At 69.9% G+C, this 26,433-nt stretch carries 32 protein-coding genes; 27 read left to right on the forward strand and 5 right to left on the reverse strand.

Going from position 1 to position 26,433, the window contains the following annotated elements; genetic code table 11:
- Positions 1 to 2: 2 nt before the first annotated feature.
- The 13 genes from nifD to D9C15_RS22670 all read left to right on the forward strand — a co-directional run bounded on the left by nifD (position 3) and on the right by D9C15_RS22670 (position 10,413).
- Positions 3 to 1,466: a nitrogenase molybdenum-iron protein alpha chain gene (gene nifD / locus D9C15_RS22610; protein WP_128000733.1), complete on the forward strand. Its 1,464-nt coding sequence runs from the start codon at positions 3 to 5 to the stop codon at positions 1,464 to 1,466.
- Positions 1,467 to 1,497: 31 nt separating this feature from the next.
- Entirely contained in the window at positions 1,498 to 3,054 is a 1,557-nt protein-coding gene (gene nifK / locus D9C15_RS22615) for a nitrogenase molybdenum-iron protein subunit beta (protein WP_128000734.1), read from the forward strand.
- Between the two features lie 116 nt (positions 3,055 to 3,170).
- A complete protein-coding gene (locus D9C15_RS22620; protein WP_128000735.1) occupies positions 3,171 to 3,518 on the forward strand; it encodes a 2Fe-2S iron-sulfur cluster-binding protein in 348 nt (115 codons plus the stop codon).
- Positions 3,518 to 3,841 carry a hypothetical protein gene (locus D9C15_RS22625; protein ID WP_128000736.1) on the forward strand — a complete coding sequence of 108 codons (324 nt, stop codon included), beginning with the start codon at positions 3,518 to 3,520 and terminating at the stop codon, positions 3,839 to 3,841. The genes D9C15_RS22620 and D9C15_RS22625 overlap by 1 nt, the downstream gene beginning before the upstream one ends.
- A gap of 10 nt (positions 3,842 to 3,851) precedes the next feature.
- The gene (locus D9C15_RS22630; protein WP_128000737.1) at positions 3,852 to 4,331 is read left to right on the forward strand and encodes a hypothetical protein; all 480 of its coding nucleotides are present in this window, start codon (positions 3,852 to 3,854) and stop codon (positions 4,329 to 4,331) included.
- A gap of 42 nt (positions 4,332 to 4,373) precedes the next feature.
- Entirely contained in the window at positions 4,374 to 5,591 is a 1,218-nt protein-coding gene (locus D9C15_RS22635) for an MFS transporter (protein WP_128000738.1), read from the forward strand.
- 78 nt (positions 5,592 to 5,669) lie between these two features.
- Positions 5,670 to 7,082 carry a nitrogenase iron-molybdenum cofactor biosynthesis protein NifE gene (nifE, locus tag D9C15_RS22640; protein WP_128000739.1) on the forward strand — a complete coding sequence of 471 codons (1,413 nt, stop codon included), beginning with the start codon at positions 5,670 to 5,672 and terminating at the stop codon, positions 7,080 to 7,082.
- A gap of 3 nt (positions 7,083 to 7,085) precedes the next feature.
- Entirely contained in the window at positions 7,086 to 8,495 is a 1,410-nt protein-coding gene (nifN, locus tag D9C15_RS22645) for a nitrogenase iron-molybdenum cofactor biosynthesis protein NifN (protein WP_128000740.1), read from the forward strand.
- Between the two features lie 16 nt (positions 8,496 to 8,511).
- A complete protein-coding gene (gene nifX / locus D9C15_RS22650; protein ID WP_128000741.1) occupies positions 8,512 to 8,925 on the forward strand; it encodes a nitrogen fixation protein NifX in 414 nt (137 codons plus the stop codon).
- Positions 8,922 to 9,404 (forward strand): NifX-associated nitrogen fixation protein, encoded by a 483-nt coding sequence (locus D9C15_RS22655; protein ID WP_128000742.1) that lies wholly within the window; start codon positions 8,922 to 8,924, stop codon positions 9,402 to 9,404. Before nifX ends, D9C15_RS22655 begins: the two co-directional genes overlap by 4 nt.
- Positions 9,397 to 9,606 carry a CCE_0567 family metalloprotein gene (locus D9C15_RS22660; protein WP_128000743.1) on the forward strand — a complete coding sequence of 70 codons (210 nt, stop codon included), beginning with the start codon at positions 9,397 to 9,399 and terminating at the stop codon, positions 9,604 to 9,606. The genes D9C15_RS22655 and D9C15_RS22660 overlap by 8 nt, the downstream gene beginning before the upstream one ends.
- Positions 9,607 to 9,712: 106 nt before the next feature.
- A complete protein-coding gene (fdxB, locus tag D9C15_RS22665; RefSeq protein ID WP_128000744.1) occupies positions 9,713 to 10,018 on the forward strand; it encodes a ferredoxin III, nif-specific in 306 nt (101 codons plus the stop codon).
- A gap of 5 nt (positions 10,019 to 10,023) precedes the next feature.
- The gene (locus tag D9C15_RS22670; RefSeq protein ID WP_310734489.1) at positions 10,024 to 10,413 is read left to right on the forward strand and encodes a nitrogen fixation protein NifQ; all 390 of its coding nucleotides are present in this window, start codon (positions 10,024 to 10,026) and stop codon (positions 10,411 to 10,413) included.
- 14 nt (positions 10,414 to 10,427) lie between these two features.
- Here D9C15_RS22670 and D9C15_RS22675 read toward each other — a convergent pair whose 3' ends face one another.
- Positions 10,428 to 10,910 (reverse strand): hypothetical protein, encoded by a 483-nt coding sequence (locus D9C15_RS22675; RefSeq protein WP_128000745.1) that lies wholly within the window; start codon positions 10,908 to 10,910, stop codon positions 10,428 to 10,430.
- A gap of 191 nt (positions 10,911 to 11,101) precedes the next feature.
- Between D9C15_RS22675 and D9C15_RS22680 the strand changes: the two genes are divergently transcribed.
- The 14 genes from D9C15_RS22680 (at position 11,102) to nifA (ending at position 23,558) form a co-directional block, all read left to right on the forward strand.
- Positions 11,102 to 12,322, forward strand: a complete 1,221-nt coding sequence (locus D9C15_RS22680) for an IscS subfamily cysteine desulfurase (protein ID WP_128000746.1) — start codon at positions 11,102 to 11,104, stop codon at positions 12,320 to 12,322.
- A gap of 13 nt (positions 12,323 to 12,335) precedes the next feature.
- Positions 12,336 to 12,773, forward strand: a complete 438-nt coding sequence (iscU, locus tag D9C15_RS22685) for a Fe-S cluster assembly scaffold IscU (protein WP_128000747.1) — start codon at positions 12,336 to 12,338, stop codon at positions 12,771 to 12,773.
- A gap of 26 nt (positions 12,774 to 12,799) precedes the next feature.
- Positions 12,800 to 13,216, forward strand: coding sequence for an iron-sulfur cluster insertion protein ErpA (gene erpA, locus D9C15_RS22690; RefSeq protein WP_205854877.1), 417 nt, complete (start codon positions 12,800 to 12,802; stop codon positions 13,214 to 13,216).
- An 11-nt stretch (positions 13,217 to 13,227) separates the two neighbouring features.
- On the forward strand, positions 13,228 to 13,551 hold the full coding sequence (locus D9C15_RS22695; RefSeq protein WP_128000748.1) for a HesB/IscA family protein: 324 nt from the start codon (positions 13,228 to 13,230) through the stop codon (positions 13,549 to 13,551).
- A 10-nt stretch (positions 13,552 to 13,561) separates the two neighbouring features.
- Positions 13,562 to 15,460, forward strand: coding sequence for a Fe-S protein assembly chaperone HscA (gene hscA, locus D9C15_RS22700; protein ID WP_128000749.1), 1,899 nt, complete (start codon positions 13,562 to 13,564; stop codon positions 15,458 to 15,460).
- Positions 15,460 to 15,807, forward strand: coding sequence for a 2Fe-2S iron-sulfur cluster-binding protein (locus D9C15_RS22705; RefSeq protein ID WP_205854878.1), 348 nt, complete (start codon positions 15,460 to 15,462; stop codon positions 15,805 to 15,807). The genes hscA and D9C15_RS22705 overlap by 1 nt, the downstream gene beginning before the upstream one ends.
- Positions 15,808 to 15,981: 174 nt before the next feature.
- Complete coding sequence (nifV, locus tag D9C15_RS22710; RefSeq protein WP_128000894.1) at positions 15,982 to 17,115, forward strand: homocitrate synthase; 1,134 nt, start codon at positions 15,982 to 15,984, stop codon at positions 17,113 to 17,115.
- A 14-nt stretch (positions 17,116 to 17,129) separates the two neighbouring features.
- Positions 17,130 to 17,465, forward strand: a complete 336-nt coding sequence (gene nifW / locus D9C15_RS22715; RefSeq protein ID WP_128000750.1) for a nitrogenase stabilizing/protective protein NifW — start codon at positions 17,130 to 17,132, stop codon at positions 17,463 to 17,465.
- Positions 17,466 to 17,485: 20 nt separating this feature from the next.
- Positions 17,486 to 18,334 carry an electron transfer flavoprotein subunit beta/FixA family protein gene (locus D9C15_RS22720; protein WP_128000751.1) on the forward strand — a complete coding sequence of 283 codons (849 nt, stop codon included), beginning with the start codon at positions 17,486 to 17,488 and terminating at the stop codon, positions 18,332 to 18,334.
- 13 nt (positions 18,335 to 18,347) lie between these two features.
- Positions 18,348 to 19,457, forward strand: coding sequence for an electron transfer flavoprotein subunit alpha/FixB family protein (locus tag D9C15_RS22725; protein WP_128000752.1), 1,110 nt, complete (start codon positions 18,348 to 18,350; stop codon positions 19,455 to 19,457).
- Positions 19,458 to 19,468: 11 nt separating this feature from the next.
- Entirely contained in the window at positions 19,469 to 20,776 is a 1,308-nt protein-coding gene (locus tag D9C15_RS22730; RefSeq protein WP_128000753.1) for an FAD-dependent monooxygenase, read from the forward strand.
- An 8-nt stretch (positions 20,777 to 20,784) separates the two neighbouring features.
- On the forward strand, positions 20,785 to 21,084 hold the full coding sequence (locus D9C15_RS22735) for a ferredoxin family protein (protein ID WP_128000754.1): 300 nt from the start codon (positions 20,785 to 20,787) through the stop codon (positions 21,082 to 21,084).
- A gap of 142 nt (positions 21,085 to 21,226) precedes the next feature.
- A complete protein-coding gene (locus tag D9C15_RS22740; RefSeq protein ID WP_128000755.1) occupies positions 21,227 to 21,685 on the forward strand; it encodes a ferritin-like domain-containing protein in 459 nt (152 codons plus the stop codon).
- 145 nt (positions 21,686 to 21,830) lie between these two features.
- Positions 21,831 to 23,558 (forward strand): nif-specific transcriptional activator NifA, encoded by a 1,728-nt coding sequence (nifA, locus tag D9C15_RS22745; RefSeq protein WP_128000756.1) that lies wholly within the window; start codon positions 21,831 to 21,833, stop codon positions 23,556 to 23,558.
- Positions 23,559 to 23,567: 9 nt separating this feature from the next.
- Here nifA and D9C15_RS22750 read toward each other — a convergent pair whose 3' ends face one another.
- From D9C15_RS22750 to D9C15_RS22765, 4 genes are all read right to left on the reverse strand, one after another.
- Positions 23,568 to 24,044, reverse strand: coding sequence for a copper chaperone PCu(A)C (locus D9C15_RS22750; protein ID WP_128000757.1), 477 nt, complete (start codon positions 24,042 to 24,044; stop codon positions 23,568 to 23,570).
- Between the two features lie 91 nt (positions 24,045 to 24,135).
- Positions 24,136 to 24,516, reverse strand: a complete 381-nt coding sequence (locus D9C15_RS22755) for a DUF2946 family protein (RefSeq protein ID WP_128000758.1) — start codon at positions 24,514 to 24,516, stop codon at positions 24,136 to 24,138.
- 31 nt (positions 24,517 to 24,547) lie between these two features.
- Positions 24,548 to 25,723 (reverse strand): acetyl-CoA C-acetyltransferase, encoded by a 1,176-nt coding sequence (locus tag D9C15_RS22760; protein WP_128000759.1) that lies wholly within the window; start codon positions 25,721 to 25,723, stop codon positions 24,548 to 24,550.
- A 52-nt stretch (positions 25,724 to 25,775) separates the two neighbouring features.
- Positions 25,776 to 26,429: a 3-oxoacid CoA-transferase subunit B gene (locus D9C15_RS22765; protein WP_128000760.1), complete on the reverse strand. Its 654-nt coding sequence runs from the start codon at positions 26,427 to 26,429 to the stop codon at positions 25,776 to 25,778.
- Positions 26,430 to 26,433 lie beyond the last annotated feature (4 nt).

The raw sequence follows: 26,433 nt of genomic DNA on the forward strand, positions 1-26,433 counted from the left end.
CCATGACGATGACGGTTGAAGAGCGCAAGGCCGCCAACAAGGCCTTGATCGACGAGGTCCTGAAGGCCTACCCGGAGAAGATGGCCAAGCGTCGCGCCAAGCACCTGGGCAGCTTCGAGGAAGGCAAGCCGGACTGCGGCGTCAAGAGCAACATCAAGTCGCTGCCCGGCGTGATGACGATCCGCGGCTGCGCCTACGCGGGCAGCAAGGGCGTGGTGTGGGGTCCGATCAAGGACATGATCCACATCAGCCACGGCCCGGTCGGCTGCGGCCAGTACAGCTGGGCCGCGCGACGCAACTACTACATCGGCGTCACCGGCGTCGACACCTTCGTGACGATGCAGTTCACCTCCGACTTCCAGGAGAAGGACATCGTCTTCGGCGGCGACAAGAAGCTCGACAAGATCATCGACGAGATCCAGGAGCTGTTCCCGCTGAACAAGGGCATCTCGATCCAGTCGGAGTGCCCGATCGGCCTGATCGGCGACGACATCGAGGCCGTCAGCAAGAAGAAGAGCGCGCAGTACGGCAACCACACCATCGTGCCGGTGCGCTGCGAGGGCTTCCGCGGCGTGAGCCAGTCGCTCGGCCACCACATCGCCAACGACGCGATCCGCGACTGGGTGTTCGACGGCAAGACCAAGAAGGAACGCGAGTTCGAGTCGACCCCCTACGACGTGGCCATCATCGGCGACTACAACATCGGCGGCGACGCCTGGTCGAGCCGCATCCTGCTCGAAGAGATCGGCCTGCGCGTGATCGCGCAGTGGTCGGGCGACGGCACGATCGCCGAGCTGGAGAACACGCCCAAGGCCAAGCTCAACGTGCTGCACTGCTACCGGTCGATGAACTACATCAGCCGGCACATGGAAGAGAAGTACGGCATTCCCTGGGTGGAATACAACTTCTTCGGCCCGACGCAGATCGAGAAGTCGCTGCGCGAGATCGCCTCGCACTTCGACGACACGATCAAGGCCAACGCCGAGAAGGTGATCGCGCGCTACCGGCCGATGGTCGACGCCGTGATCGCGAAGTACAAGCCGCGCCTGGAAGGCAAGACGGTGATGCTGTACGTCGGCGGCCTGCGTCCGCGCCACGTGATCGGCGCGTACGAGGACCTGGGCATGGAAGTCGTCGGCACCGGCTACGAATTCGGCCACAACGACGACTACCAGCGCACCACGCACTACATCAAGGACAGCACGCTGATCTACGACGACGTGACCGGCTACGAGTTCGAGCAGTTCGTCGACAAGATCAAGCCGGACCTGATCGGCTCGGGCATCAAGGAGAAGTACGTCTTCCAGAAGATGGGCGTGCCCTTCCGCCAGATGCACAGCTGGGACTATTCCGGCCCGTACCACGGCTACGACGGCTTCGCGATCTTCGCGCGCGACATGGACATGGCGATCAGCTCGCCGATCTGGGGCCTCGCGAAGAGCGCGCCCTGGAAGAAGGCCGCCTGAAGGTCGAACCCAACACTGCCAGGAGATTGACATGCCCCAGAACGCAGACAAGGTCATCGACCACGAGATGCTCTTCCGCGAGCCCGAGTACCAGCAGCTCTTCGCGACCAAGAAGGAGTTCGAGTTCAACCACGCGGACGTCAAGATCGACGAGATCCGCAACTGGACCAAGACGCCCGAGTACAAGGAGAAGAACTTCGCCCGCGAGGCGCTGACGGTCAACCCGGCCAAGGCCTGCCAGCCGCTGGGCGCCGTCTACGTGGCCAACGGCTTCGCCAAGACGATGAGCTTCGTGCACGGCTCGCAGGGCTGCGTGGCCTACTACCGCTCGCACTTCAGCCGCCACTTCAAGGAGCCGACGTCCTGCGTCAGCTCGTCGATGACGGAAGACGCGGCGGTGTTCGGCGGCCTGAACAACATGGTCGACGGCCTGGCCAACACCTACAACCTCTACAAGCCGGACATGATCGCCGTCTCGACGACGTGCATGGCGGAGGTGATCGGTGACGACCTGAACGCCTTCATCAAGACGGCCAAGGAGAAGGGCAGCGTGCCGGCCGCCTTCGACGTGCCGTTCGCGCACACGCCGGCCTTCGTCGGCAGCCACGTGACGGGCTACGACAACGCGCTGCTCGGCGTGCTGCAGCACTTCTGGGACGGCAAGAGCGGCACCGCGCCGGCGCTCGAGCGCAAGCCGAACGACAGCATCAACTTCATCGGCGGCTTCGACGGCTTCGTCGTCGGCAACATGAAGGAAGTGCGCCGCATCTTCGACCTGTTCGGGGCGGACGTCACGATCCTCTGCGACCCGTCGGAAGTCTGGAACACGCCCACCGACGGCGAGTTCCGCATGTACGAGGGCGGCACCACCAAGGAAGAGGTGGAGCGCGCGCTGAACGCCAAGGCGACCATCGTCTTCCAGGAGTACTGCTGCGAGAAGACCGCGAAGTACATCGCCGAGAAGGGCCAGGAAGTGGTGGTGCTGAACGCGCCGGTGGGCGTGGCGGGCACCGACGAGTTCATCATGGCCATCAGCCGCCTCACCGGCAAGCCGGTGCCGGCGCAGCTCGAGAAGGAGCGCGGCCAGCTGATCGACGCGATGGCCGACAGCCAGGCCCACCTGCACGGCAAGAAGTACGCGCTCTACGGCGACCCGGACCAGATGATCGGCTACACGCAGTTCCTGCTGGAGCTGGGCGCCGAGCCGACGCACGTGCTCGCGACCAACGGCAACGACGACTGGGCGGCCAAGGTGCAGAAGGTGCTCGACGCCTCGCCCTTCGGCGCCGGCGGCAAGGTCTACCCGAAGCGCGACCTCTGGCACCTGCGCTCGCTGCTCTTCACCGAGCCGGTGGACTTCCTGATCGGCAACACCTACGCGAAGTACCTGGAGCGCGACACCGGCGTGCCGCTGATCCGCCTGGTGTTCCCGATCTTCGACCGCCACCACTACCACCGCTACCCCACCTGGGGCTACGAGGGCGCGCTGCGGCTGCTGACGATGTTCCTGGACGAGTTCTTCGAGACCCTGGATGCGAACACCATCATCCCGGGCAAGACGGACTACAGCTACGACATCATCAGATAAGTCCACCCCCGGAGCGCCTCACGGCGCTCCCCCTCGAGGGGGCGCCGCCAGCGGACCGGCCAAGCCGGATCCGCGGCGGCTGCTCGATCTCACCGCAGTACGTTGACGAGGCAAGCATGGCCAACGTGACCTTCAGTTCCCCGCGCCTGAAGAAGGACGTGACGGTGTACGCCGTCGCGGGCGACACCAAGACCCTGCTGGCCGTGGCCAAGCAGCACGACATTCCGCTGAACTTCGAGTGCGAGAACGGCGAATGCGGCTCCTGCCAGGTGCAGGTGACGGTGCTGTCGGGCAAGGCGCCGTACGGCGTGGCGCTCACCGAGAAGGAGAAGACGGTGCTGCGCTTCGCCGGCAAGATCACCGCGGAGCAGATCGCCGCGGCCGAGACCGGCGACGTGCCGCCGCCATGGCGCTTGGCGTGCCAGTTCGTCGTGCGGCACGAAGACATCCTGGTGCAGTTCTGATGGACGCCGCCGCCGTGCTGGTGAAGACCACCCTCGACGGCCGCAAGGTCGAGGTGATCGACGGCCGGGTCTGCCTCGACGGCCGGCCCGAGGCCGACACGCTGATCACGATCGACGAGCACCCGAACCGCGCGGCCATCCTGCGCGCGGTGCCCGGCGCCACGCACGTGGCCGGCCGGCTGCCGCTGACCCTGGCCGAGGCCTCGGTGGCGCAGGCGGCGCTGCGCCGCGCGCAGGACCGCTTCGACGGCAGCGAACACGCGGTGCGCGAGCGCTTGCGCCGCGTGGTCTGGCAGAAGGCCTGCGCCGAAGGGGTGGAGTAGGGGCTGCGCGGTGTTCTACGCGCTCGAGTGGCCCGAAGGCGCCGAGCCGCGTGCCTGGTTCGCCTACGAACCGGCCGACCTGCTGGCCAAGGTGGCCGACGGCGATGCGCTGCAGGCCCACGAGATCTGGGACTGCGCCAGCCCGCGCGAACTGCTCGAAGCCTTCGACACCACGCCCGAGACGCCCGGCGTGGCCGAACGCTGGCCCGGCATCTGCGCGCTGGCCCGCGATCACGGCTGGGACACGATGCTCTACCGCGCCGATCACCTGCGCGGCCGGGGCCACTTCGGCCCGGAGCCGGTCTCGATCGTCGAGGCCTGCGCCGCGGCGATGCGCGCGCGGCGCGGCGGTCGGCTGTGGACCGACGCGGCGCAGGCCGTCATCGCCTTCGAGAACGACGCCGATCCGCTGTGGGGCGGCGCGGGCTGGAAGGCGCGCTGGGCGTTGCACGAACAACTCGTCGCGACCGACGTGCTGGCGGACGGCTGAGGCTACAGTCGGGCGCCCGATGCGCCAGGCTGCAGCCCCCTCGTGCCCGACTCCACCACCACCCGCCGGCTCACCCGCCTGATCCTCGCCGGCATCGTGCTCGCCTCGGGCGGCATCTCGCTGTACGTGCCGCTGGTGCTCGCGGCGGTGGGTGCCGGCTTCTCGGGCACCTGGGCGGCGACCATCATCTTCGCCACCAACCTGGGCCGCGTGATCGGCTCCTACGTCGCCAGCCGGCAGGCGCTGTTCACCGAGCGGCCTGCGGCGCTGGTGGTCACCATCGTGCTCGAAGGCGTGGCGCTGTTCTCCATGGCCTTCGCGAGCACGCCGCTGGCCTACGGCGCGGCGGCGCTCGCGGCGGGGCTGGGCAGCGGGATGTCGTTTCCCGGCATGAAGGCCTGGCTGCTGCGCATCCCCGGCGAGGAGCCCTCGCGTGTGTTCGCCGAGCACTCGCTGGCGCTGCGGCTGGGCATGTTGTGGGGCTACGTCGCCGGCGCGTTCGTGCCACCGGGCAGGCTGCTGGAGGTCTTCAGCGTCGTGCTGGCGAGCTTCGTCGCCTACGCCGCGGCGATGGGCCTGGCCACGCGCCGCATCACCGCGCTGGCGCAGGCGCAGACGGCGTCGCCCGCCGCGCGCGACGGCGAGGCCGCCGCGCCGCCGGACGAACCGGTGCCCATCGGCCTGCGCACGCTGATCGCGCTGAACGCGCTGTTCTGGCTGCTGATGATCCAGCCCACCGTCGCGATGAGCCTGCACGTGCCGCGCTACGTGCCCGAGCTGCCGGTGCAGACCACCTACTGGGTCATCACGCTCACCATCCTGTTGCTGCAGACCCGCGTGACGCGCCGCGCCCGCGGCCTGGCCGGCCATGCGCGCTACCTGCGCCTGGGCTTCGCGGTGCAGGGCGCCGGCTTCGCACTGATGGCGCTGGCCGGCACGCACGCCACCGCGGTGGTGCTGGCGGCGGTGCTGCTCGCGCTCGGCCAGGTGCTGTTCGTGCCCTCGTCGGACGTGCTGCTCACCGCCATCGCCCGCGCCCGCAGCCTGCCGCCCGGGCCGCTGATGGCGCGCCAGCTGGTGCACCAGAACCTCGGCGTGATGCTGGGCGCGCTGGCGGCCGGCGCGCTGTTCGACCTCGGCGTGGCGCAGGGCTGGCCGGCGCTGTCGTGGTCGCTGCTCGCGCTGGCGAGCGCGGCGGCGTTGGCTTTGTCGGTTTCCCGCCATCGCGCGCGGCATGCGGGCGAGCCACCAAGTGCTTGATTCAGCGGGTGTTTCGAGCGGATCCAGCGCTGGCACCGAACCTGCAATGCCCCGGGCAACCCACGCCCGGAGGCCTGCATGTCGCCCTCGCTCAATGCCAAGATCGCCCAGGTCTTCGACGAGCCCGGCTGCGACGTCAATCAGGCCAAGAGCGAGAAGGAACGCAAGAAGGGCTGCACCAAGCAGCTGACCCCCGGCGCGGCCGCGGGCGGCTGCGCCTTCGACGGCGCGAAGATCGCGCTGCAGCCGATCGTCGACGTCGCGCACCTCGTGCACGGCCCGATCGCCTGCGAGGGCAACAGCTGGGACAACCGCCACAGTGCCTCGTCCGGCCCGCAGACCTACCGCACCGGCTTCACCACCGACATCAACGAGCTCGACGTCGTCTACGGCGGCGAGAAGCGGCTCTTCAAGTCGATCCGCGAGATCGCGGAGAAGACGAAGCCGCCGGCCATCTTCGTCTACCAGACCTGCGTGACCGCGATGATCGGCGACGACATCGAGGCCGTCTGCAAGCGCGCCACCGACAAGTTCGGTCTGCCGGTGATCCCGGTGGACGCGCCGGGATTCGCGGGGCCCAAGAACCTGGGCAACAAGCTCGGCGCCGAGGCGCTGCTCGATCACGTGATCGGCACCGTCGAGCCCGAACTGCTGACGCCGTACGACATCAACATCATCGGCGAGTACAACCTCTCGGGCGAGCTCTGGCAGGTCAAGCCGCTGCTGGATGCGCTCGGCGTGCGCGTGCTCTCGTGCATCTCGGGCGACGGCCGCTACAAGGAGATCGCCGGCGCGCACCGCGCCCGCGCCAACATGATGGTGTGCTCGAAGTCGATGATCAACATCGCCACGCGCATGCAGCAGCGCTTCGGCATCCCGTACTTCGAAGGCTCGTTCTACGGCATCAGCGACATGAGCAGCACGCTGCGCGAGATCGCGCGGCTGCTGGTGGAACGCGGCGCCGACGCCGAGCTGAAGGAGCGCACCGAGGCGCTGATCGCCGCCGAGGAGGCGCGCGCCTGGGAGCGCATCCGCGCCTACCGCGAGCGGCTGGCCGGCAAGCGCGTGCTGCTGATCACCGGCGGGGTGAAGAGCTGGTCGGTCGTCTCGGCGCTGCAGGAGGCGGGGCTCGAGGTCGTCGGCACCAGCGTCAAGAAGAGCACGAAGGAAGACAAGGAAAAGATCAAGGAGATCATGGGGGACGACGCCCACATGATCGACGACCTCTCGCCGCGCGAGATGTACGCGATGCTGCGCGACGCCAAGGCCGACATCATGCTCAGCGGCGGCCGCAGCCAGTTCGTCGCGCTGAAGGCGCGCATGCCCTGGATGGACATCAACCAGGAGCGCCACCACGCCTTCGCGGGCTACGAGGGCATGGTGACGATGATCGCGGAGATCGACAAGGCGCTGTTCAACCCGATGTGGCGCGAGGTGAGAACGCCCGCGCCCTGGGAAACGCAGGACGCCCTGCTGGCGGCGGAGGCCTGATCCATGGCATTGGTCACCGACAGCCGCAAGGCCTGCACCGTCAACCCGCTGAAGATGAGCCAGCCGCTGGGCGCGAGCTACGCGTTCATGGGGCTGGAGAGCTGCATGCCGGTGATGCACGGCTCGCAGGGCTGCACCTCGTTCGGCCTGGTGCTGCTGGTGCGGCACTTCAAGGAAGCCATCCCGCTGCAGACCACCGCGATGAACGAGGCCACCACCGTGATGGGCGGCTTCGACAACCTCGAGAAGGCGGTGCTGAACATCCGCAGCCGCGCCAAGCCGAGGATCATCGCGATCTGCTCGACCGGCCTCACCGAGACCAAGGGCGACGATGTCGACGGCCACCTGAAGCTGATCCGCCAGCGTCACCCCGAGGTGGCGGACACGGAACTGGTCTACGTCTCGACGCCGGACTACACCGGGGCCTTCCAGGACGGCTGGGCGAAGGCGGTGCAGGTGCTGGTGTCGCAGCTGCCGCGCACCGACGAACCGAGGCGCGCGAACCACGTCGCGGTGCTGCCTGGCGCGCACCTGACGCCGGGCGACCTGGAGGAACTGCGCGAGCTGATCGAGGCCTTCGGCCTGGTGCCCAGCTTCGTGCCGGATGTCTCCGGCTCGCTCGACGGCCACATCCCCGACACCTGGCTGGGCACGACGATCGGCGGCTGCAGCGTGGATGCCATCCAGGCCCTCGGCAGCGCCGTGCACACGCTGGCGATCGGCGAGCAGATGCGGCCGGCGGCCCAGGCCCTTCACGAGTGCTGCGGCGTGCCCTTCACCGTGTTCGACCGGCTCACCGGGCTCACCGCCACCGATGCGCTGATCAGGACCCTGGCCGAGCTCTCCGGCGCGCCGGTGCCGGCGAAGATCCGCCGCCAGCGCAGCCAGCTCGTGGACGCGATGCTCGACGGCCACTTCCACTTCGGCAACGTGAAGGTGGCGCTCGGCGCCGAGCCGGACCTGCTGTGGGCCGCGGGCAGCTTCCTCGTCGAGATGGGTGCGGAGCTCGGCGCCGCCGTCACCACCACCGCCTCGCCGCTGCTCGAGCGCATGCCCTGCAACGAGGTGGTGGTTGGCGACCTGGAGGACTTCGAGCAGCTCGCCCAGGCCCATGGCTGCGACCTGCTGATGACGCACTCGCACGGCCGCCAGGCGGCGGAACGGCTGGGGAAGCCGCTGTTCCGCCTCGGCATCCCGATGTTCGACCGCATCGGCAACGCGCACGTGAAGATGGTCGGCTACCGCGGCACGCGCGAGTTCCTCTACGCCGTCGGCAACCTGCTGATGGACCAGATCCCGCACCACGGCCCGAACGACTGGCCGCTGCCCGAGGCCTCGCGCGCCGCGGCGGTGCGCCCGGCCGAAGCCTATGTCAGCGCGCGCATCGGCCGCCTCTCGGCGGCCAGCGCATGAACTTCAGGAGCGCCCCATGAAGATCGCCTTCGCCACGCAGGACCAGCAGCGCGTCGACGCGCATTTCGGCTGGGCCAAGCACCTCGCCATCTACGACATCACGGCCGAGGGCTACCAGTTCGTGCAGGACCTGGCCTTCGGCGACGACCTCGCCGAGGACGGCAACGAGGACAAGCTCGCCCCCAAGCTCGAGGCCATCAAGGACTGCGCGATCGTCTACGTCGCGGCCATCGGCGGCAGCGCCGCGGCGCGCGTGGTGGCACACAAGATCCACCCGGTGAAGGTGAACCAGCCCGAGCCGATCCTGGACATCCTGGACAAGCTGCAGGAGGTGCTCAAGGGCACCCCGCCGCCCTGGCTGCGCAAGGCCCTGATGAAGGGCCAGGCGCGCAGCTTCGATTTCGACGACGAAGAGGAATCCGCGAAATGAGCGAACCCGCCGTGGCGCCGGAAGCGCCGACCGACGAGGCCCTGCTGCAGGACGGCTTCGTGCGCGAGCTGATCAAGCAGATCCGCGCGCAGGACACGCATGGCACCTGGGAGGGCAAGAGCGACGCCAAGCTGCTCGAGCCCTTCATCCTGACGGCCGAGCAGCGCCGCGCGATGCCCATCATGGGCGACCCCGACCCCGAGACCCTGTGGCGCATGGACCTGTTCCACAACGCCGTGGGACTGGCGATCGAGCGCGCCACCGGCTGCATGGTCAGCCCCATGACCAAGATGAGCCACGAGGGCTTCGGCCGCACCGTGCTCACCACCGGCCGGCTGATCGTCGTCAACCGCTACCTGCGCGACGTGCACCGCTTCGGCTTCCCGTCGCTGGCCAAGCTGGCCGAGGGCGGCAACAAGCTGGTGAACGAAGGCGTGGGGATGATCGAGAAGTACAAGGAGGTGGCCACCTATGGCTGACATCGAATCGCTCAAGAGCGACGTCAAGAAGCTCAACGCCAAGGCCACGCAGGCGAAGATGGACCTGCACGACCTGAGCGAGGAGCTGCCGACCAACTGGCAGCGCATCCCCGAGGTGGCGAAGATCGCGCACGAGGCGCATGCGGCGCTGGTCGCGGCGCGCCAGGCGCTGGCGGACGCACAGGCAGGAGCAGGGGCATGAACTCGTCGATTGTTGCCGCGCGGCGGGCCGAGCGCCGGGCCGCCCCAAGCCGGCCCGCAACCCCCACGGGGGGTCGATCGGCGTACTCGCCGGTCGGGGGGCTGTCATGAGCACCTTCGAAGTCACCCTGCCGTCCGGCTCGACCTGGACGCCGACCTTCGTGCAGTCGATCAACGAGGAGAAGTGCATCGGCTGCGGGCGCTGCTTCCGAGTCTGCCCGCGCGGCGTGCTCGAACTCGTGGGCCTGGACGACGAGGGCGAGCGCATCGTGCTCGACCCCGACGGCGACGAGGAAGAGGAATACGAGAAGAAGGTGATGACGATCGCGCACGGCGAGCTGTGCATCGGCTGCACCGCCTGCTCGAAGATCTGCCCGAAGAAGTGCTACACGCACGCGGCGGCCACGCTCTGAGCCTGGTGCCGGCGCCCGTGCCGGTGGCGCTGGCACGCCAGGCGACACGTTTCGACGAGGTCGAGGACGTCGAGCGCCTGCTGCTCGAGCATGCCGACCCGGCCGCCGGCAGCGGCGAGGCGATCGCGGCGATGGCGCGCACCGTCTCGCTCGCCTGCCTGGGCGACAACCACCTCTGGCAGGACCTGCAGCTCGGCTCGCGCGCCGAGCTCTCGGCCTTGATGCGGCACTGGTTCCCGGGCCTGGTCGAGAAGAACCGCTTCGACATGAAGTGGAAGAAGTTCCTCTACAAGCAGCTGTGCGAGCGCGAGCAGGTCTTCGTCTGCAAGGCGCCGAGCTGCGCGGTCTGCAGTGACCGCCCGGTGTGCTTCGGGCCGGAGGAACCGGGGCGCTGAGCGCCCGGAGCGGCTCAGAAGCTGCCGCGAGCCAGCCGCGCGATCACGTCGTCGCCGATGCGCGCCTGCGGCTCGAGCCGGGTGATCAGTGCCAGCCGATCGCGCGCCTCCTCGGGACGGCCGCTGCGCAGCGCGAGAAAGGCCAGCGCCTTCTGCGTGAACAGCCAGAAGCGCGCCGGGCCGGTGCCGTGGAAGTCCACCGTCGCGCCGGCGACCCGGGGCGCTCCGGTGTCGTCGAGGCCCGCCTGCTGCGCCGCTTCGGCCAGGCCGCGGCGGGCGGCCCGTTCGGCCTGCGCGAGCTCGCGCCGCGTCGCATGGTGCTTGGTGAGCGCGTAATACACCGCGAGGCAGCGTGGCGCGAGCGCCTGCGCCGTCCACAGCAGCACGGCACGCTCGTCGGCCTGGGCCCGGGCCGCATCCTGGAGCAGGGCGCGCACGGCGGCCGGCACGTCGCCGCCGAAGTACTCGTCCGAGGTTTCACCGGTCAACAGGTTCATGGCCGGGCGGCAAGCACGAGCGATGCCCGGCCCGACACGTAGCCTCTGCGACAAAACCGACAGCGACGCCGCGCCCGACGGGACGCCCCGACAACGTCGCAAGTGCTTGTGGCACCGTGGCTTTTGCGCTGCACCCCGGCTTGGCACGCTCCGTGCGAATCGGTCTGCCAACAGCCCACGCAAGGAGCGCCATGGACCCGAGCGGAACCAAGCCGATCTACCTGGACTATGCGGCGACCACCCCGGTCGACCCGCGCGTGGTGCAGGTGATGGTGCCTTACCTGTACGAGCAGTTCGGCAACCCCGCCTCGCGCAGCCACGCCTGGGGCTGGGCGGCGGAAGAGGCGGTGGAGATCGCCCGCGAGCACGTGGCCGCGCTGATCGGCGCCGACCCGCGCGAGATCGTCTGGACCTCGGGCGCCACCGAATCGAACAACCTCGCGATCAAGGGCGCCGCGCAGTTCCACAAGGCCAAGGGCAAGCACCTGATCACGGTGAAGACCGAGCACAAGGCCGTGCTCGACACGATGCGCGAGCTCGAGCGCGAAGGTTTCGAGGTGACCTATCTCGACGTGCAGGACGACGGCCTCGTCGACCTCGCGGCGCTCGAGGCGGCACTGCGGCCGGACACGATCCTCGTCTCGGTGATGGCCGTCAACAACGAGATCGGCGTGATCCAGGACCTGCCGGCCATCGGCACGCTGTGCCGCTCCAGGGGCATCCTGTTCCACGTGGACGCGGCGCAGGCCACCGGCAAGATGCCGATCGACCTCTCGGCCCTGCCCATCGACCTGATGAGCCTCTCGGCGCACAAGACCTACGGGCCCAAGGGCATCGGCGCGCTCTACGTGCGGCGCAAGCCGCGCGTGCGCATCGAGGCGCAGATCCATGGCGGCGGCCACGAGCGCGGCATGCGCTCGGGAACCCTGCCGACGCACCAGATCGTCGGCATGGGCGAGGCCTACCGGCTCGCGAAGGAGCACATGGGCATCGAGAACGAGCGCATCCGTGCGCTGCGCGACCGCCTGCTCGCCGGCCTGCAGTCGATTCCGGAGATCCGCGTCAACGGCAGCCTCGAGTCGCGCATTCCGCACAACCTGAACGTGAGCTTCCAGTTCGTCGAGGGCGAGTCGCTGCTGATGGGCATGAAGGGCATCGCGGTCTCGTCCGGCTCGGCCTGCACCTCGGCCAGCCTGGAGCCGAGCTACGTGCTGCGCGCGCTGGGCCTCTCCGACGAGGTGGCGCACAGCTCGATCCGCTTCTCGATCGGCCGCTTCACCACCGAAGCCGAGGTGGACGCCGCCGTCGCGCTGACCCGCGACACCGTGGCCCGGCTGCGCGCGATGAGCCCGCTGTGGGACATGCACGTCGCCGGCATCGACCTGAACACGGTCCAGTGGGCCGAGCACTGAGCAGGAGCACCCCATGGCATACAGCGACAAGGTCATCGACCACTACGAGAACCCGCGCAACGTCGGCGCCTTCGACGCGCAGGACGGCGACGTCGCCACCGGCATGGTCGGCGCGCCGGCCTGCGGCGACGTGATGAAGCTGCAGATCAAGGTCAACCCGGCCACCGGCGTGATCGAGGACGCGAAGTTCAAGACCTACGGCTGCGGCTCGGCCATCGCGTCGAGCTCGCTGGTCACCGAGTGGGTCAAGGGCAAGACGCTCGACCAGGCGCTCGCGATCAAGAACACCGCGATCGCCGAGGAGCTCGCGCTGCCGCCGGTGAAGATCCACTGCTCGATCCTCGCCGAGGACGCGATCAAGGCCGCCGTGGCCGACTACCGCCAGCGCCACGTGAGCGCCGCCGCCGACGGCAGCGCCGTAGTGGAACAACCGGCCTGCGCGCCGACCTGAACATCCCCCGCCAGGAGCACACGACCATGTCCACTTGCCAGTCGCAGGGTTCGTCCTGCGCCACCACCCCGACGATGACGATGCCCGCCGAGATGCCCACGTGGCCCGAGGGCACCGACCCGATCGCCATCAGCGACAGCGTGATCACCAAGGTGGCCGAGCTGATCGCCGAGGAGGGCGACCCCTCGCTGCAGCTGCGCATCTTCGTCACCGGCGGCGGCTGCTCGGGCTTCCAGTACGGCTTCGCCTTCGACGACGAGCGCAAGGCCGACGACGTGCAGGTCAGCAAGGGTGCGGTCACGGTGGTGGTCGATGCGATGAGCCTGCAGTACCTGGTCGGCGCCGAGATCGACTACGAGGACAAGCTCGACGGCGCGCGCTTCGTGATCCGCAACCCGAACGCGGCCAGCACCTGCGGCTGCGGCAGCTCGTTCTCCGTCTGAAGGAGGGTGCCATGTCGATCAGCGTCACCCCGAAGGCGGCGAACCAGATCCGCAAGGCGCTCGACAAGCGCGGCTCGGGCGTGGGCCTGCGCGTGGCGGTGAAGACGAGCGGCTGCTCGGGCTACGCCTACGCGCTGGAGTTCGCCGATGCACCCGCCGACGAGGACCTGCGCTTCGAGAGCGAAGGCGTCACGCTGCTGGTAGACGCGCGCAGCCTGCCGATGATCGACGGCACCCAGCTTGACTGGGTGCGCGAAGGGTTGAACGAGGGATTCAAGTTCAACAACCCGAACGCGAGCGCCACCTGCGGCTGCGGCGAGTCGTTTGCTGTGTAGGTAGCGGACCATGGCCCTGCTGCAGATCGCCGAACCCGGCCGCGCGGCGGCGCCGCACCAGCACCGCCTCGCCGTCGGCATCGACCTCGGCACCACCAACTCACTGGTCGCCGCGCTGCGCAGCGGCGTGCCCACGGTGCTGCCGGATGCGCAGGGCCGCTCGCTGCTGCCCTCGGTCGTGCACTACGGCGACGCGGTGACGGTGGGCCACGAGGCGATGGCGCAGGCCGCCGCCGACCCGCGCAACACCATCGCCTCGGCCAAGCGCCTGATCGGCCGCGCGCTGGCGGACGTGGCGGGGCACGAGCTGCCCTACCTCGTCGAGTCGATCTCCGAGAGCGCGGTCGGCATCCGCACCCGCCAGGGCGTGAAGAGCCCCGTGGAGGTGGGTGCGCAGGTGCTGCAGGCGCTGCGCGAGCGCGCCGAGTCCGCGCTCGGCGGCGCGCTGGTCGGCGCGGTGATCACGGTGCCGGCCTACTTCGACGATGCGCAGCGCCAGGCCACCAAGGACGCCGCGCGCCAGGCCGGCCTGAACGTGCTGCGCCTGCTGAACGAACCCACGGCCGCCGCGGTGGCCTACGGGCTCGATTCCGGCCACGAAGGGCTGTACGTCGTCTACGACCTGGGCGGCGGCACCTTCGACGTCTCCATCCTGCGCCTCGCGCGGGGCGTGTTCGAGGTGGTCGCCACCGCGGGAGATTCGCAGCTCGGCGGCGACGACGTCGACCAGCTCGTCGCGCGCTGGTTCGCGGCCGAGACCGGCGGATGGACGGGCGGTGAATCCGGCGCGCTGCACGCCGCCGCGCGCAAGGCCAAGGAGGCGCTGACCGACGCCGCCAGCGTGAGCATGACCTGCACCCGCGCCGACGGCTCGATCGAGATCGCGACCCTCACCCGCGAAGGCCTCGAAGCGCTGGTGAAGCCGCTGGTCGAGCGCACCCTGGTGCCGCTGCGCCGCGCGCTGCGCGACGCGAAGCTCAAGCCCGACGAGGTGGACGGCATCGTGCTCGTCGGCGGTTCCACCCGCATGCCCTGCGTGCGCGCGGCGGTCAAGCGCTTCTTCGGCCGCGAGCCCTTCACCGGCATCGACCCCGACCAGGCCGTCGCGCTCGGTGCGGCGATCCAGGCCGAGCAGCTGGCCGGCAACCGCGCTGGCGCCGACGGCCTGCTGCTGCTGGACGTGAACCCGCTCTCGCTCGGCCTCGAGACCATGGGCGGCCTGGTCGAGAAGATCATCCCGCGCAACAGCACGGTGCCGACCGCGCGCGCCCAGGAGTTCACCACCTTCAAGGACGGGCAGACCGCGATGATGCTGCACGTGGTGCAGGGCGAGCGCGAGCTGGTGGGCGAGTGCCGCTCGCTGGCGCGCTTCACCCTGCGCGGCATCCCGCCGATGGTGGCGGGTGCGGCACGCATCCGCGTCACCTTCCAGATCGATGCGGACGGGCTGCTCTCGGTGAGTGCCCTCGAGCAGACCACCGGCGCGCAGGCGCACGTGGAGGTCAAGCCGAGCTACGGCCTGGCCACCGAGCAGGTCACCGCCATGCTGAAGGATTCGCTCGGCGCCGCCGAGGCCGACGCCGCGGCGCGCCTCTTGCGCGAGGCCGAGATCGACGCGCGCCGGCTGCTCGATGCGACCGAGGCGGCGCTGTCGGAAGACGGCGACGCACTGCTCTCGCGTGCCGAGCAGTTCCAGATCCTGCGCGTGATGCAGGGTGTGGCCGACGCGCTGGAGCAGTGTGCCGAGAACGAAGGCAGCGACGTGGCCCAGCAGAAGGCCTTGCGCGAGGCCCTGCGGACGGCCAGCGACGAACTGAACCGCGCCACCACCGCCTTCGCGGGCCGCCGCATGGACGCGCGGGTGCGCGAGGCGCTCTCGGGTCAGCGTCTCGACCAGCTGGCGGCCTGATGGAGAAACCTCCCACCCGCGTGCGCGTCCTGCCGCATCCGCAGCTCTGCCCCGAGGGCAGCGAGTTCGACGCCAAGGCCGGCCGCAAGCTGGTCGACGAACTGCTCGCGCATGGCATCGCCATCGAACACGCCTGCGAGAAGGTGGGCGCCTGCGCCACCTGCCACGTGCACCTGCGCGAAGGCGGCGAACACGTCGCCCCCGCCGACGACGAGGAAGAGGACCAGCTCGACGACGCCTGGGGTCTGGACGCGCAATCGCGCCTGGCCTGCTGCGTGAAGGTCAAGGGCCCGGGCCTCGTGGTCGAGCTGCCGCGCTACACGAAGAACCACGCCCGCGAGGCGTGATCGCGTGTGGCGGTCGGCGCTGTACCGAACCGCACAAACCCCACACCGCCACGCCGGCGGCCTCCCGGAAGAAAAGTCCTTGTGCCAGAGGCACTTGGCCGCGATGCGCGCGTGGCACGCGCTTTGCGATGACGAGCTCGTGACCAGGAGCCCGACGTGAACCCGACCGAGCCGATCATCGTCGTCAACGACACCACCCTGCGTGATGGCGAACAGACCGCGGGCGTGGCCTTCACCGACGACGAGAAGCTCGCGATCGCCGCGGCGCTCGATGCGGCCGGCGTGCCGGAACTCGAGGTCGGCATCCCGGCGATGGGTGAGCACGAGTGCGAACTCATCCGTGCCATCAACGCGACAGTGACGCAGGCGCGCACGATGGTCTGGGGTCGCATGACCGACGGCGACATCGAGGCCGCGCTCGCCTGCGAGGCGGACATCGTGCACCTGTCGGTGCCGGTGTCGGACCTGCAGATCCAGCGCAAGCTCGGGCGCGACCGGGCCTGGGTGCTGCAGGCCATCCGCCGCAGCGTGCGCAAGGTGGGCAACGAGGGTGCGTTCGTCAGCGTCGGCTTCGAGGACGCCTCGCGGGCCGACACCGAGTTCCTGCGCCGCTGTGCGGAAGCGGCCGAAATCGCCGGCGCGGTGCGGGTGCGGTTTGCAGACACCCTGGGCCTGCTCGACCCGTTCGCGACGCACCGTGTCATCGCCGAGCTGCGCCGCACGGTGGACATCGGCATCGAGATGCATGCCCACAACGACCTGGGCCTGGCCACCGCCAATACGCTCGCCGCGGTGTGCGCCGGCGCGACGCATGTCAACACCACCGTCAACGGCCTGGGCGAACGGGCCGGCAATGCGGCGCTGGAAGAGGTGCTGATGGCGCTGCGCCACGTGCACGGCCGGGAGTGCGGCGTGGACACGGCGGCGCTGCCGGCCATCAGCACGCTCGTCGCGCGCGCCTCGGGCCGGCCGGTGGCGGCGGGCAAGTGCATCGTCGGCGACGCGGTGTTCAGCCACGAGAGCGGCATCCACGTCGACGGCCTGCTGAAGGACCGGCGCAACTACGAGAGTTTTGCGCCCGAGGAAGTGGGCCGTGCCCACCGCCTCGTGCTCGGCAAGCATTCCGGCGCGGCCGCGCTGCGCGACGGTTATGCGCGCCTGGGCCTGCCGGTGCCGGCCGGACAGGTGGCGCCGCTGCTCGAACGCATCCGCAGCCACGTGCTGGCCACCAAGCGCGAGCCCTCGCGCGAGGAGCTGACGCGCTTCTACCTCGAGACCTGCGGCACTGCCGAACCGGCCGCCGCCTGACGAAGGAGACGACGATGGAAGGTTTCCTGAACAGCCTGAAGGCGCTCTCCAGCGCCGAGGACTTCCTGCACCACTTCGGCGTGCCGTTCGACCCGAAGGTGGTCTATGTGAATCGGCTGCACATCCTCAAGCGCTTCTACCAGTACCTGCGCCAGGAGGAAGGGCTGGCCGCACTCGACGAGGTGGCGATGTTCCGCCGCTACCGCGAGCTGCTGCAGCGCTCCTACCTCGACTTCGTGCGCTCCACGCCGGCGCAGGAGAAGGTGTTCAAGGTGTTCCAGGAGGCCGGCGGCACGCGCACGGTCTCGCTCGATTCGCTGCGCGGCAGCCTGGCCGCCGCGCGCCGCTGAACGCACCCACGGGAGAAGCCATGCACATCGTCGTCTGCATCAAGCAGGTGCCGGACTCGGCGCAGATCCGCGTCCACCCCGTCACCAACACCATCATGCGGCAGGGCGTGCCGGCCATCGTCAACCCGTACGACCTGTTCGCCCTCGAGGAGGCGCTGCGCCTGAAGGACCGGTTCGGCGGCCGCGTCACCGTGCTGTGCATGGGCCCGCCGCAGGCCGAGGAGGCGCTGCGCAAGTGCCTGAGCTTCGGCGCGACCGACGCCATCCTCGTCACCGACCGCGCCTTCGCCGGCGCGGACACGCTGGCCACCTCGTACGCCCTCGCCTCCGCCATCAAGGTGATCGGCCAGGAGCAGCATGTCGACCTCGTCTTCACCGGCAAGCAGACCATCGACGGCGACACCGCGCAGGTCGGCCCCGGCGTCGCCAAGCGGCTGGGCATGAACCTGCTCACCTACGTGAGCCGCATCGTCGAGGTGGACCTCGATGCGCGCCGACTGAAGGTGGAGCGCCGCGCCGAAGGCGGCGTGCAGCTGCTGGACACGACGCTGCCCTCGCTGATCACCATGCTCGAAGGCAGCAACGAGATGCGCTTCGCGACCATGGACGACATGCTGCGCGCTGCACGCTGCCCGGTGCGCAAGTGGAACAAGGAGCAGGCCGGCATCGAGGACCTCACCAAGATCGGCCTGAAGGGCTCGCCCACCATCGTCAGCAAGGTGTTCGGCCCGACGCCGCGCAGCGAGAAGGCCGACGTGCAGGCCGTGGCCGACAGCAACGTCAACGACGTGTGCCTGAACCTGCTCGAGAAGATCTTCACCCAGCACCCGACGCTGGAAGAGGAAACCATCGAACGCCTGAGCGCCTGAACGGAGGACCACGATGAGCGACGACGCCAAGCCCTCGGCCCCTGCCGCGCCCAGGGCCGCCGGCCGTGCCGGCCGGAACACCGAGCTGCCCGAGCACCTGAAGTCCTACAAGGGGGTCTGGGTCTTCATCGAGCACGACCGCGGCCACGTGCACCCGGTGAGCTGGGAGCTGATGGGCCAGGCACGCATCCTGGCCGACAAGCTGCAGGTGAGCGTGGCCGGCGTGCTGCTCGGCGGGCCGGCCGACGAGCTCGAGAAGTACGCGAAGGAGGCCTATACCTACGGCGCCGACCGCTGCTACCTGGTGCGCGATCCGGTGCTGCAGGGCTACCGCAACGAGCCCTACACCAAGGGGCTGACCGACCTCGTCAACACCCACCAGCCGGAGATCCTGCTGCTGGGCGCGACGACCATGGGCCGCGACCTCGCCGGCTCGGTGGCGACCACGCTGCAGACCGGCCTGACCGCCGACTGCACCGAGCTGAACATCGACGGCCGCGCGCTGGCCGCGACCCGGCCGACCTTCGGCGGCTCGCTGCTGTGCACGATCATGACGCTGGCCTACCGGCCGCAGATGGCCACCGTGCGCCCGCGCGTGATGCCGATGCCGCGCAAGGACACGACGCGCAGCGGCGACATCGTCGAGATGCCGCTCGGCATGGTCGAGACCGACATCGTCACCAAGCTGCTCGACTTCATCCCCGACGCGACGCGCAACACGGTGAACCTGGCCTATGCCGACATCATCGTCAGCGGCGGCAAGGGGCTGAAGAACGCCGAGAACTTCCGCCTGGTGTGGGAGCTCGCGCGGGTGCTGGGCGCCGAGGTCGGCGCGACACGCGCGGTCACGCAGGCCGGCTGGTGCGAGGCCGAGCGCCAGGTGGGCCAGACCGGCAAGACCGTGCGGCCCAAGCTCTACATCGCCTGCGGCATCAGCGGCGCGATCCAGCACCGCGTCGGCATGGAGGGCTCGGACGTGATCGTCGCGATCAACACCGATCCGAACGCGCCGATCTTCGACTTCGCGCACCACGGCATCGTCGGCAACGCGATGCAGGTGCTGCCGGTGCTGACGCAGACCTTCCGAACTCACCTGGACAAGCGGATCCGCAAGGTCGCCTGAAGGAGGACGCCATGGCAGCTGAAAAGTTCGATGCGATCGTCGTCGGTGCGGGGCCCTCGGGCAACACCGCGGCCTACACGCTGGCCAAGGCCGGCCTCAAGGTGCTGCAGATCGAGCGCGGCGAATACCCCGGCAGCAAGAACGTGCAGGGCGCGATCCTGTACGCCGATGCGCTGGAGAAGGTGATTCCCGATTTCCGCGACGACGCGCCGCTCGAGCGGCACGTGATCGAGCAGCGCATCTGGGTGCTCGACGAGGCCTCCTTCGTCGGCACGCACTACCGCAGCGACGACTACAACAAGCCGCCGTACAACCGCTACACGATCATCCGCGCGCAGTTCGACAAGTGGTTCAGCGCCAAGGTTCGCGAGGCCGGCGCGATGCTGATCTGCGAGACCACGGTGGAAGAGCTGCTGATGGACGGCGACCGCTGCATCGGCGTGCGCTGCGACCGCAAGGGCGGCGAGGTGCACGCGGACGTGGTGGTGCTGGCCGACGGCGTGAACTCCACGCTCGCGCGCAAGGCCGGGCTGCACGAGGAGCTCAAGCCGAAGAACGTGGCGCTCGCCGTCAAGGAGATCCTCTTCATGCCCGAGGAGGTGATCCAGCAGCGCTTCAACGTGCAGGAAGAGGAGGGCGTGGTCATCGAGATGATGGGCACGGTCACCGAAGGCATGGTCGGCACCGGCTTCCTCTACACGAACAAGGAGTCGCTGACCATCGGCGTGGGCTGCCTGCTCTCCGACTTCAAGGCCAACCCGAAGCGCACGCAGCCCTATGCGCTGCTCGAGAAGCTGAAGAAGCACCCGAGCATCGCGCCGCTGATCGCCGGCGGCGAGATGAAGGAGTACTGCGCGCACCTGATCCCCGAGGGCGGTTTCCACGCCGTGCCCAAGGTCTACGGCGACGGCTGGATGATCGTCGGGGATTCCGGCGGCTTCGTGAACGCGGCGCACCGCGAGGGCAGCAACCTCGCGATGACGACCGGGCGCCTGGCCGCCGAGACCATCATTGCCGCCAAGGCCGCCGGCAAGCCGCTGACCGCGAAGACGCTCTCGGCCTACAAGGCAGCGCTGGACGACTCCTTCGTGATGAAGGACCTGCACAAGTACCGCGACATGCCCGAGGTGCTGCACACCAGCCCGCACTTCTTCACCACCTACCCGGCGCTCGTCAACCAGGCCGCCCGCACGATGTTCACCGTCGACGGCGTGGACAAGAAGACCAAGGAGCGCGCGATCTTCGGCAGCTTCAAGACGGCCCGCCGCTGGGGCGGCCTGGTCGGCGACGCGTTCAAACTCTGGAGGGCCTTCCGATGAGTGCCGTGATGACGCAGATCCACGTCAACGTGGAGGAGAAGCTGTTCCAGAACCGCTACAAGGTGGATCACGGGCGGCCGCACATCCAGATCAAGAATGCGTCGATCTGCAGCAACGACTGCAAGGACCAGAGCTGCACCTTCGTCTGCCCGGCGAGCTGCTACAAGGCCGAGGGCAACCGGTCGGTCACGCTGATCACCGACGGCTGCCTCGAGTGCGGCAGCTGCCGGGTGATCTGCACCGAGCACCAGAACGTCGCCTGGGAGTACCCGCGCGGCGGCTACGGCATCCTGTTCAAGTTTGGGTGAATGGGCCCACCCCCGGAGGCGCTGACGCGCCTCCCCCTCGAGGGGGCGCCGCCGGCGGACCGGCAGAGCCGGATCCGCGGCGGCCGCTCGATGGCACGGCTTCGGTTCGGACCGCATGCGCAGCCGTGCCGAAAGGACGATCATGAATGAAGTGGAACGTTTCCTCGCCCACGCGATCGCGCTCGAGCGCGAGGCCGCGCGCCGCTACGAGGAACTGGCCGCGGCGATGCGCACCGAGGGCAATGGTGAACTGGCCGGCTTCTTCGCGAAGATGGCGCACTACTCGCGCCTGCACCTGGCCGAGGCGCAGCTGCGCGGCGGGTTCCGCACGCTGCCGGTGCTCGCGCCGCACGAGTTCGAGTGGCCCGACGCCATCGCGCCCGAGACGGCCGACTGGGCCGGCGTCGATGCACTGATGGACGGCGCCGCCGCACTGCAGCTCGCGCTCGAGAGCGAACTGCGCGGCCACGCCTACTACGCCGCCGTGGCCGCCACCTCGCGCGACCCGGAGACGGTGCGCCTCGCGCGCGAGTTCGCCGCCGAGGAGGCTCAGCACGTGGTGGATCTGCGCCGGCTGATCGCCGCGCGGGCGGCTTCGTAGGCAAGCATCTTGCACAGGTTGGCGCGTGCGCGCGCCGGGAAGTGGGTGACCGCCCGCAAACGATGCGCCGTTGCACGAGGTACGTGACGGACGTACCGTCTCGGGGCGTCCGGCGCGCGGGTGGTGGCCTCCTGGAGGTGCAGTCATGCTGGCCAGAGCTTCGATGGCGGAACGCTCCCACGTCGAATTGATCTCGGTCTACGAGATCTGCCGCATCCTCGGCAGTTCGCTGGACATCGAGCGCACTTTCCGCGCGGCGATGAACGTGCTGACGGCCCACCTGGGCCTGACCCGCACCATGATCGTGATGCCCGCCGAAGACGCCGCCGGGCAGCTCGGCGTGCACAGCTCCGTCGGGCTCGACCGCGAGCAGGAGGCGCGCGGGCGCTGGAAGGTCGGCGAGGGCGTGATCGGCCGCGTGTTCCAGAACGGGCTGCCGGTGGTGGTGCCCGACGTCGCGCAGTCGGCCGAGTTCATCGACCGCACCGGCGCGTTCAGCGCGCGCGGCGACACGATGACCGCCTTCGTCGTCGTGCCGCTGAAGACCGACCGCGGCGTGCTCGGCGTGCTGGCCGCGCAGCGCGAGGTGATGGGTGGTGCGCGCCTGTCCGACGACCAGCGCATCCTGACCATGGTGGCCACGCTGCTGGCGCAGGCCGCCGGGCTGCACGCGGCGGTGCGCGAGGAGCATCACCGCCTGCAGCAGGAGACCACCCGGTTGCAGAAGGCGCTGGCGCGCGAGCCGCGCGGCCGCCATGCGCTGGAGCAGGTGATCGGCGACTCGCCGCCGATGCAACGCGTGTTCGAGGAGGTGCACCAGGCCGCACCCTCGCGCGCCACCGTGCTGCTGCGCGGCGAATCGGGCACCGGCAAGGAGGCGATCGCACGCGCGATCCACTTCCTCTCGCCGCGCAAGAGCGCGCCCTTCGTCAAGCTCAACTGCGCCGCGCTGACCGAATCGCTGCTCGAGAGCGAGCTGTTCGGCCACGAGAAGGGCGCCTTCACCGGCGCCGTCGGCGAGCGCAAGGGCCGCTTCGAGATGGCGCACGGCGGCACGCTGTTCCTCGACGAGATCGGCGACATCTCGCCCGCCTTCCAGGCCAAGCTGCTGCGCGTGCTGCAGGAGCGCGAGTTCGAGCGCGTGGGCGGCAGCAAGCCGGTGAAGGTGGACGTGCGGCTGATCTGCGCCACCAACCGCGACCTGGAGAAGATGGTGCAGCGCGGCGAGTACCGCGCCGACCTGTACTACCGCATCAACGTGGTGTCGATCTTCCTGCCGCCGCTGCGCGAGCGGCGTGCCGACATCCCGCTGCTCGTGGCCCACTTCCTGGACCGCTTCAACAAGGAGAACCGGCGCCAGCTCAAGGTCACGCCCGAGGCGATGAAGGTGCTGTCGAGCTGCTACTGGCCGGGCAACGTGCGCGAGCTCGAGAACTGCGTCGAGCGCACCGCGACCATGGTCACCGGCGACGTGATCCGCGACCTCGCCTTCCCCTGCCGCCAGAACCGCTGCCTCACCCAGACGCTGCACTTCGTCGAGAAGGCCGACGCGGTGGCGGCGGTGGAGGCACTCCGCAAGGCGCCCGCGCCGGCACTGCCGATCGACGACGACCTCGGCGACCGGCCCGTGCCCGACGCCGACGGCGTCACCCGCATCGGCCCGACCCAGCACCTGCCGCCCAGCCCCTCGCGCGACCCCGTCCGCGCGGCCGAGCGCGGCAACGAGCCGCCGGAGGGCGAGCGCGAGCGCCTGATCTGGGCCATGGAGCAATGCGGCTGGGTGCAGGCCAAGGCGGCGCGGCTGCTGCGCATCACGCCGCGCCAGCTCGGCTACGCGCTCCAGAAGCACCAGATCGAGGTGCGCAAGTTCTGACGCCTCGCTTCAGTGTTTCGTGGCGTCGTGGCCGCCGGCCAGCGCCTTGACCGGCGCCTTGAGCTCGAGGGTCTCGCGCCGGCCGTCCTTGCCCTCGACCACCAGGGTCAGCGGCACCGACTCGCCGTTCTTCAGCGGCTGCTTCAGGTCCATCAGCATCACGTGGTAGCCGCCTGGCTTGAGCTCGACGGTCTTGCCCGCCGGAAGCTCCAGCCCCGGGACGGCGCGCATCTTCATCGTGTTGCCTTCCATCGCCATCTCGTGGATCTCCACCACGCCGGCCACCGGCGAGGAGGCCGAGACGAGCTTGCCGCCCTGGGTGGACTGCAGTTGCATGAAGGCGCCGGTGGCCTTCTGCTCGGGCACGGTGCCGCGCACCCAGGCGTCCTTGACGGTGGTCTGGGCCAGCACGATCGGTGCCCACATGGCGAGGGTGGCGAGGGTGGCGAGGGTGGCGAGGGCGAACGAAGTCTTGATGTGTTTCATGGGTCTCTCCGGGGTGCCGCCCAGTGCGCGGCACACGTTGACGATCCGGCACGGGGCGCAGGGCCCGGTGGCCAGCCAGGGGGTCGGCAGATCAGGAGAGGGGCGGCGGGGCGCGCGGCTGCGCGCTCACCCACGCAGGCGGGGTGCGCGGCGCGGCCAGGCAGGCCGGGACGAGCCGCTCGGTGCCGCCCAGCAGCGCCAGCGTCGGCGCAGCCGGCGGCAGCGCCGGCCCGTTCGCCTGGAAGGAGCAGAAGGTGCAGTGCTCGAAGGGGTGCGCCGGCGCCGCGCCGTCCGCGTCTGCGCCGGGGTCGACGCTCACCCGGGCCGGGCCCTGCGCGGTGCAGACCTCGACCCAGGTTGCCGCCGCATGGCCCCCGAAAGCCTGCGCGAGGGTCGGTGCCAGCGCCGCGAACAGCAGCGCCAGACCGGCGATCCAGCCGGTCAGCAGGCGAGCGCAACGATGCAGGCGCATGACGGGCCGATTCTATCGGCCAGGGGTCCCGTCAGGCCCGCTCCAGGATCGTCACGTTGGCCATGCCGCCGCCCTCGCACATCGCCATCAGCCCGAGGCGGGCGCCGCGCCGACGCAACGCATGCACCAGCGTGGTCGCAAGCCGTGCGCCCGACGCGCCGAGCGGGTGGCCGAGGGCGATCGCCCCGCCGTGCACGTTCAGCCGCTGCGGGTCGGCATCGAGCGCGTGCTGCCAGGCCAGCGGCACGCAGGCAAAGGCCTCGTTGACCTCGTACAGGTCGATGTCGTCCAGGCGCAGCCCGGCGCGCTGCAGCGCCCGCTGCGTGGCCGGCAGCGGCGCCTCCAGCATCAGCACCGGGTCCTGGCCGAGCACCTCGAGGTGGCGCACGCGCGCCAGCGGCGTCAGCGCGTGCGTGGCCAGCGCGCGTCCGCTGGCCACCAGCAGCACCGCGGCGCCGTCGCAGACCTGGCTGGCATTGCCGGCCGTCACCGTGCCACCCGTCCGAAGCGGCTGCAGCGCGGCGAGCGACTCCGGCGTGCCGCCGGTGCGGATGCCCTCGTCCTGCGTGTGCAGCGCCGCGCTGCCGCCGTCGGCGAGCCGCACCGGCAGGGGCAGGATCTCGTCCGCGAACGCGCCCGCGGCCGTGGCCGCCGCGGCACGCTGGTGGCTGCGCAGGGCATAGGCATCCAGCTGCCCGCGCACCAGGCCGTGGCGCTGCGCCAGCATCTCGGCGCCGGTGAACTGGCTGAACTCGGCGACCGCGTAGCGCGCTTGCAGGCGCGGGCTGAGGTAGTGGCCATGGCCCTGTGCCGCCGGCAGCGTGATCGGCAGGCCCATCGGCACGCGGCTCATGCTCTCCACGCCGCCGGCCACCACCAGGTCCATCGTGCCGCTCATCACCGCCTGGGCCGCGAAATGCAGCGCCTGCTGCGACGAACCGCATTGCCGGTCGATGGTCGTGCCCGGCACCGATTCCGGCCAGCCGGCGGCCAGCACCGCATTGCGCGCGATGTTGCCGGCCTGCTCGCCGACCTGCGAGACGCAGCCGAGGATGACGTCGTCGACCGACGCCGGGTCGATGCCGGCGCGCGCGGCGAGCGCGGCCAGCAGCTGCGCCGCCAGGTCGACCGGGTGCCAGCCGGCGAGCCGGCCGCCGCGGCGGCCGCCGGCGCTGCGCAGCGCGGCGGCGATGTAGGCCTCGGGCATGAGACGCGCCTCCTCGGCCCCCACCGGGCCGACCGCCGACGATAGCCCGCTTTCAGCCCGCGGGGGCGATCGGCAAACCGACCAGGCGCTCCAGCCCGGCGTGGTCCAGCCCGTCGACCTGGTCCACCAGCCGCAGGCCCTGCGGCGTGCAGTCGAAGGTGGCGAGGTCGGTGTAGATGCGCTTGACGCAGGCCACGCCGGTGAGCGGGTAGCTGCAGCGCTCGACGATCTTGCTCGTGCCCTGCCTGGTGAGCAGGTCCATCATCACCCAGGTCTGCTTCGCGCCGATCGCGAGGTCCATCGCACCGCCGACGGCGGGAATCGCGCCGGGCTCGCCGGTGCTCCAGTTGGCGAGATCGCCCGTCGCGGACACCTGGAAGGCGCCGAGCACGCAGACATCGAGGTGGCCGCCGCGCATCATCGCGAAGCTGTCCGCGTGGTGGAAAAACGCCCCCCCGGGGCGCAGGGTGACGGGCTGCTTGCCGGCGTTGATCAGGTCGTAGTCCTCCTCGCCCGGCGCGGGCGCCGGGCCCATGCCGAGGATGCCGTTCTCGCTGTGCAGCACGATCTCGATGCCCGGCGGCAGGTGGTTGGCCACGAGGGTGGGCATGCCGATGCCGAGGTTGACGTACGCGCCGTCGAACAGGTCGCGCGCGACACGCTGGGCGAGCTGCTCCTTGCTGCGCCGGCGGGGTTGGTTGCTCATCGGG

This window comes from Piscinibacter defluvii (assembly GCF_004011805.1).
In the GTDB taxonomy this organism is placed as follows: domain Bacteria; phylum Pseudomonadota; class Gammaproteobacteria; order Burkholderiales; family Burkholderiaceae_C; genus Piscinibacter; species Piscinibacter defluvii.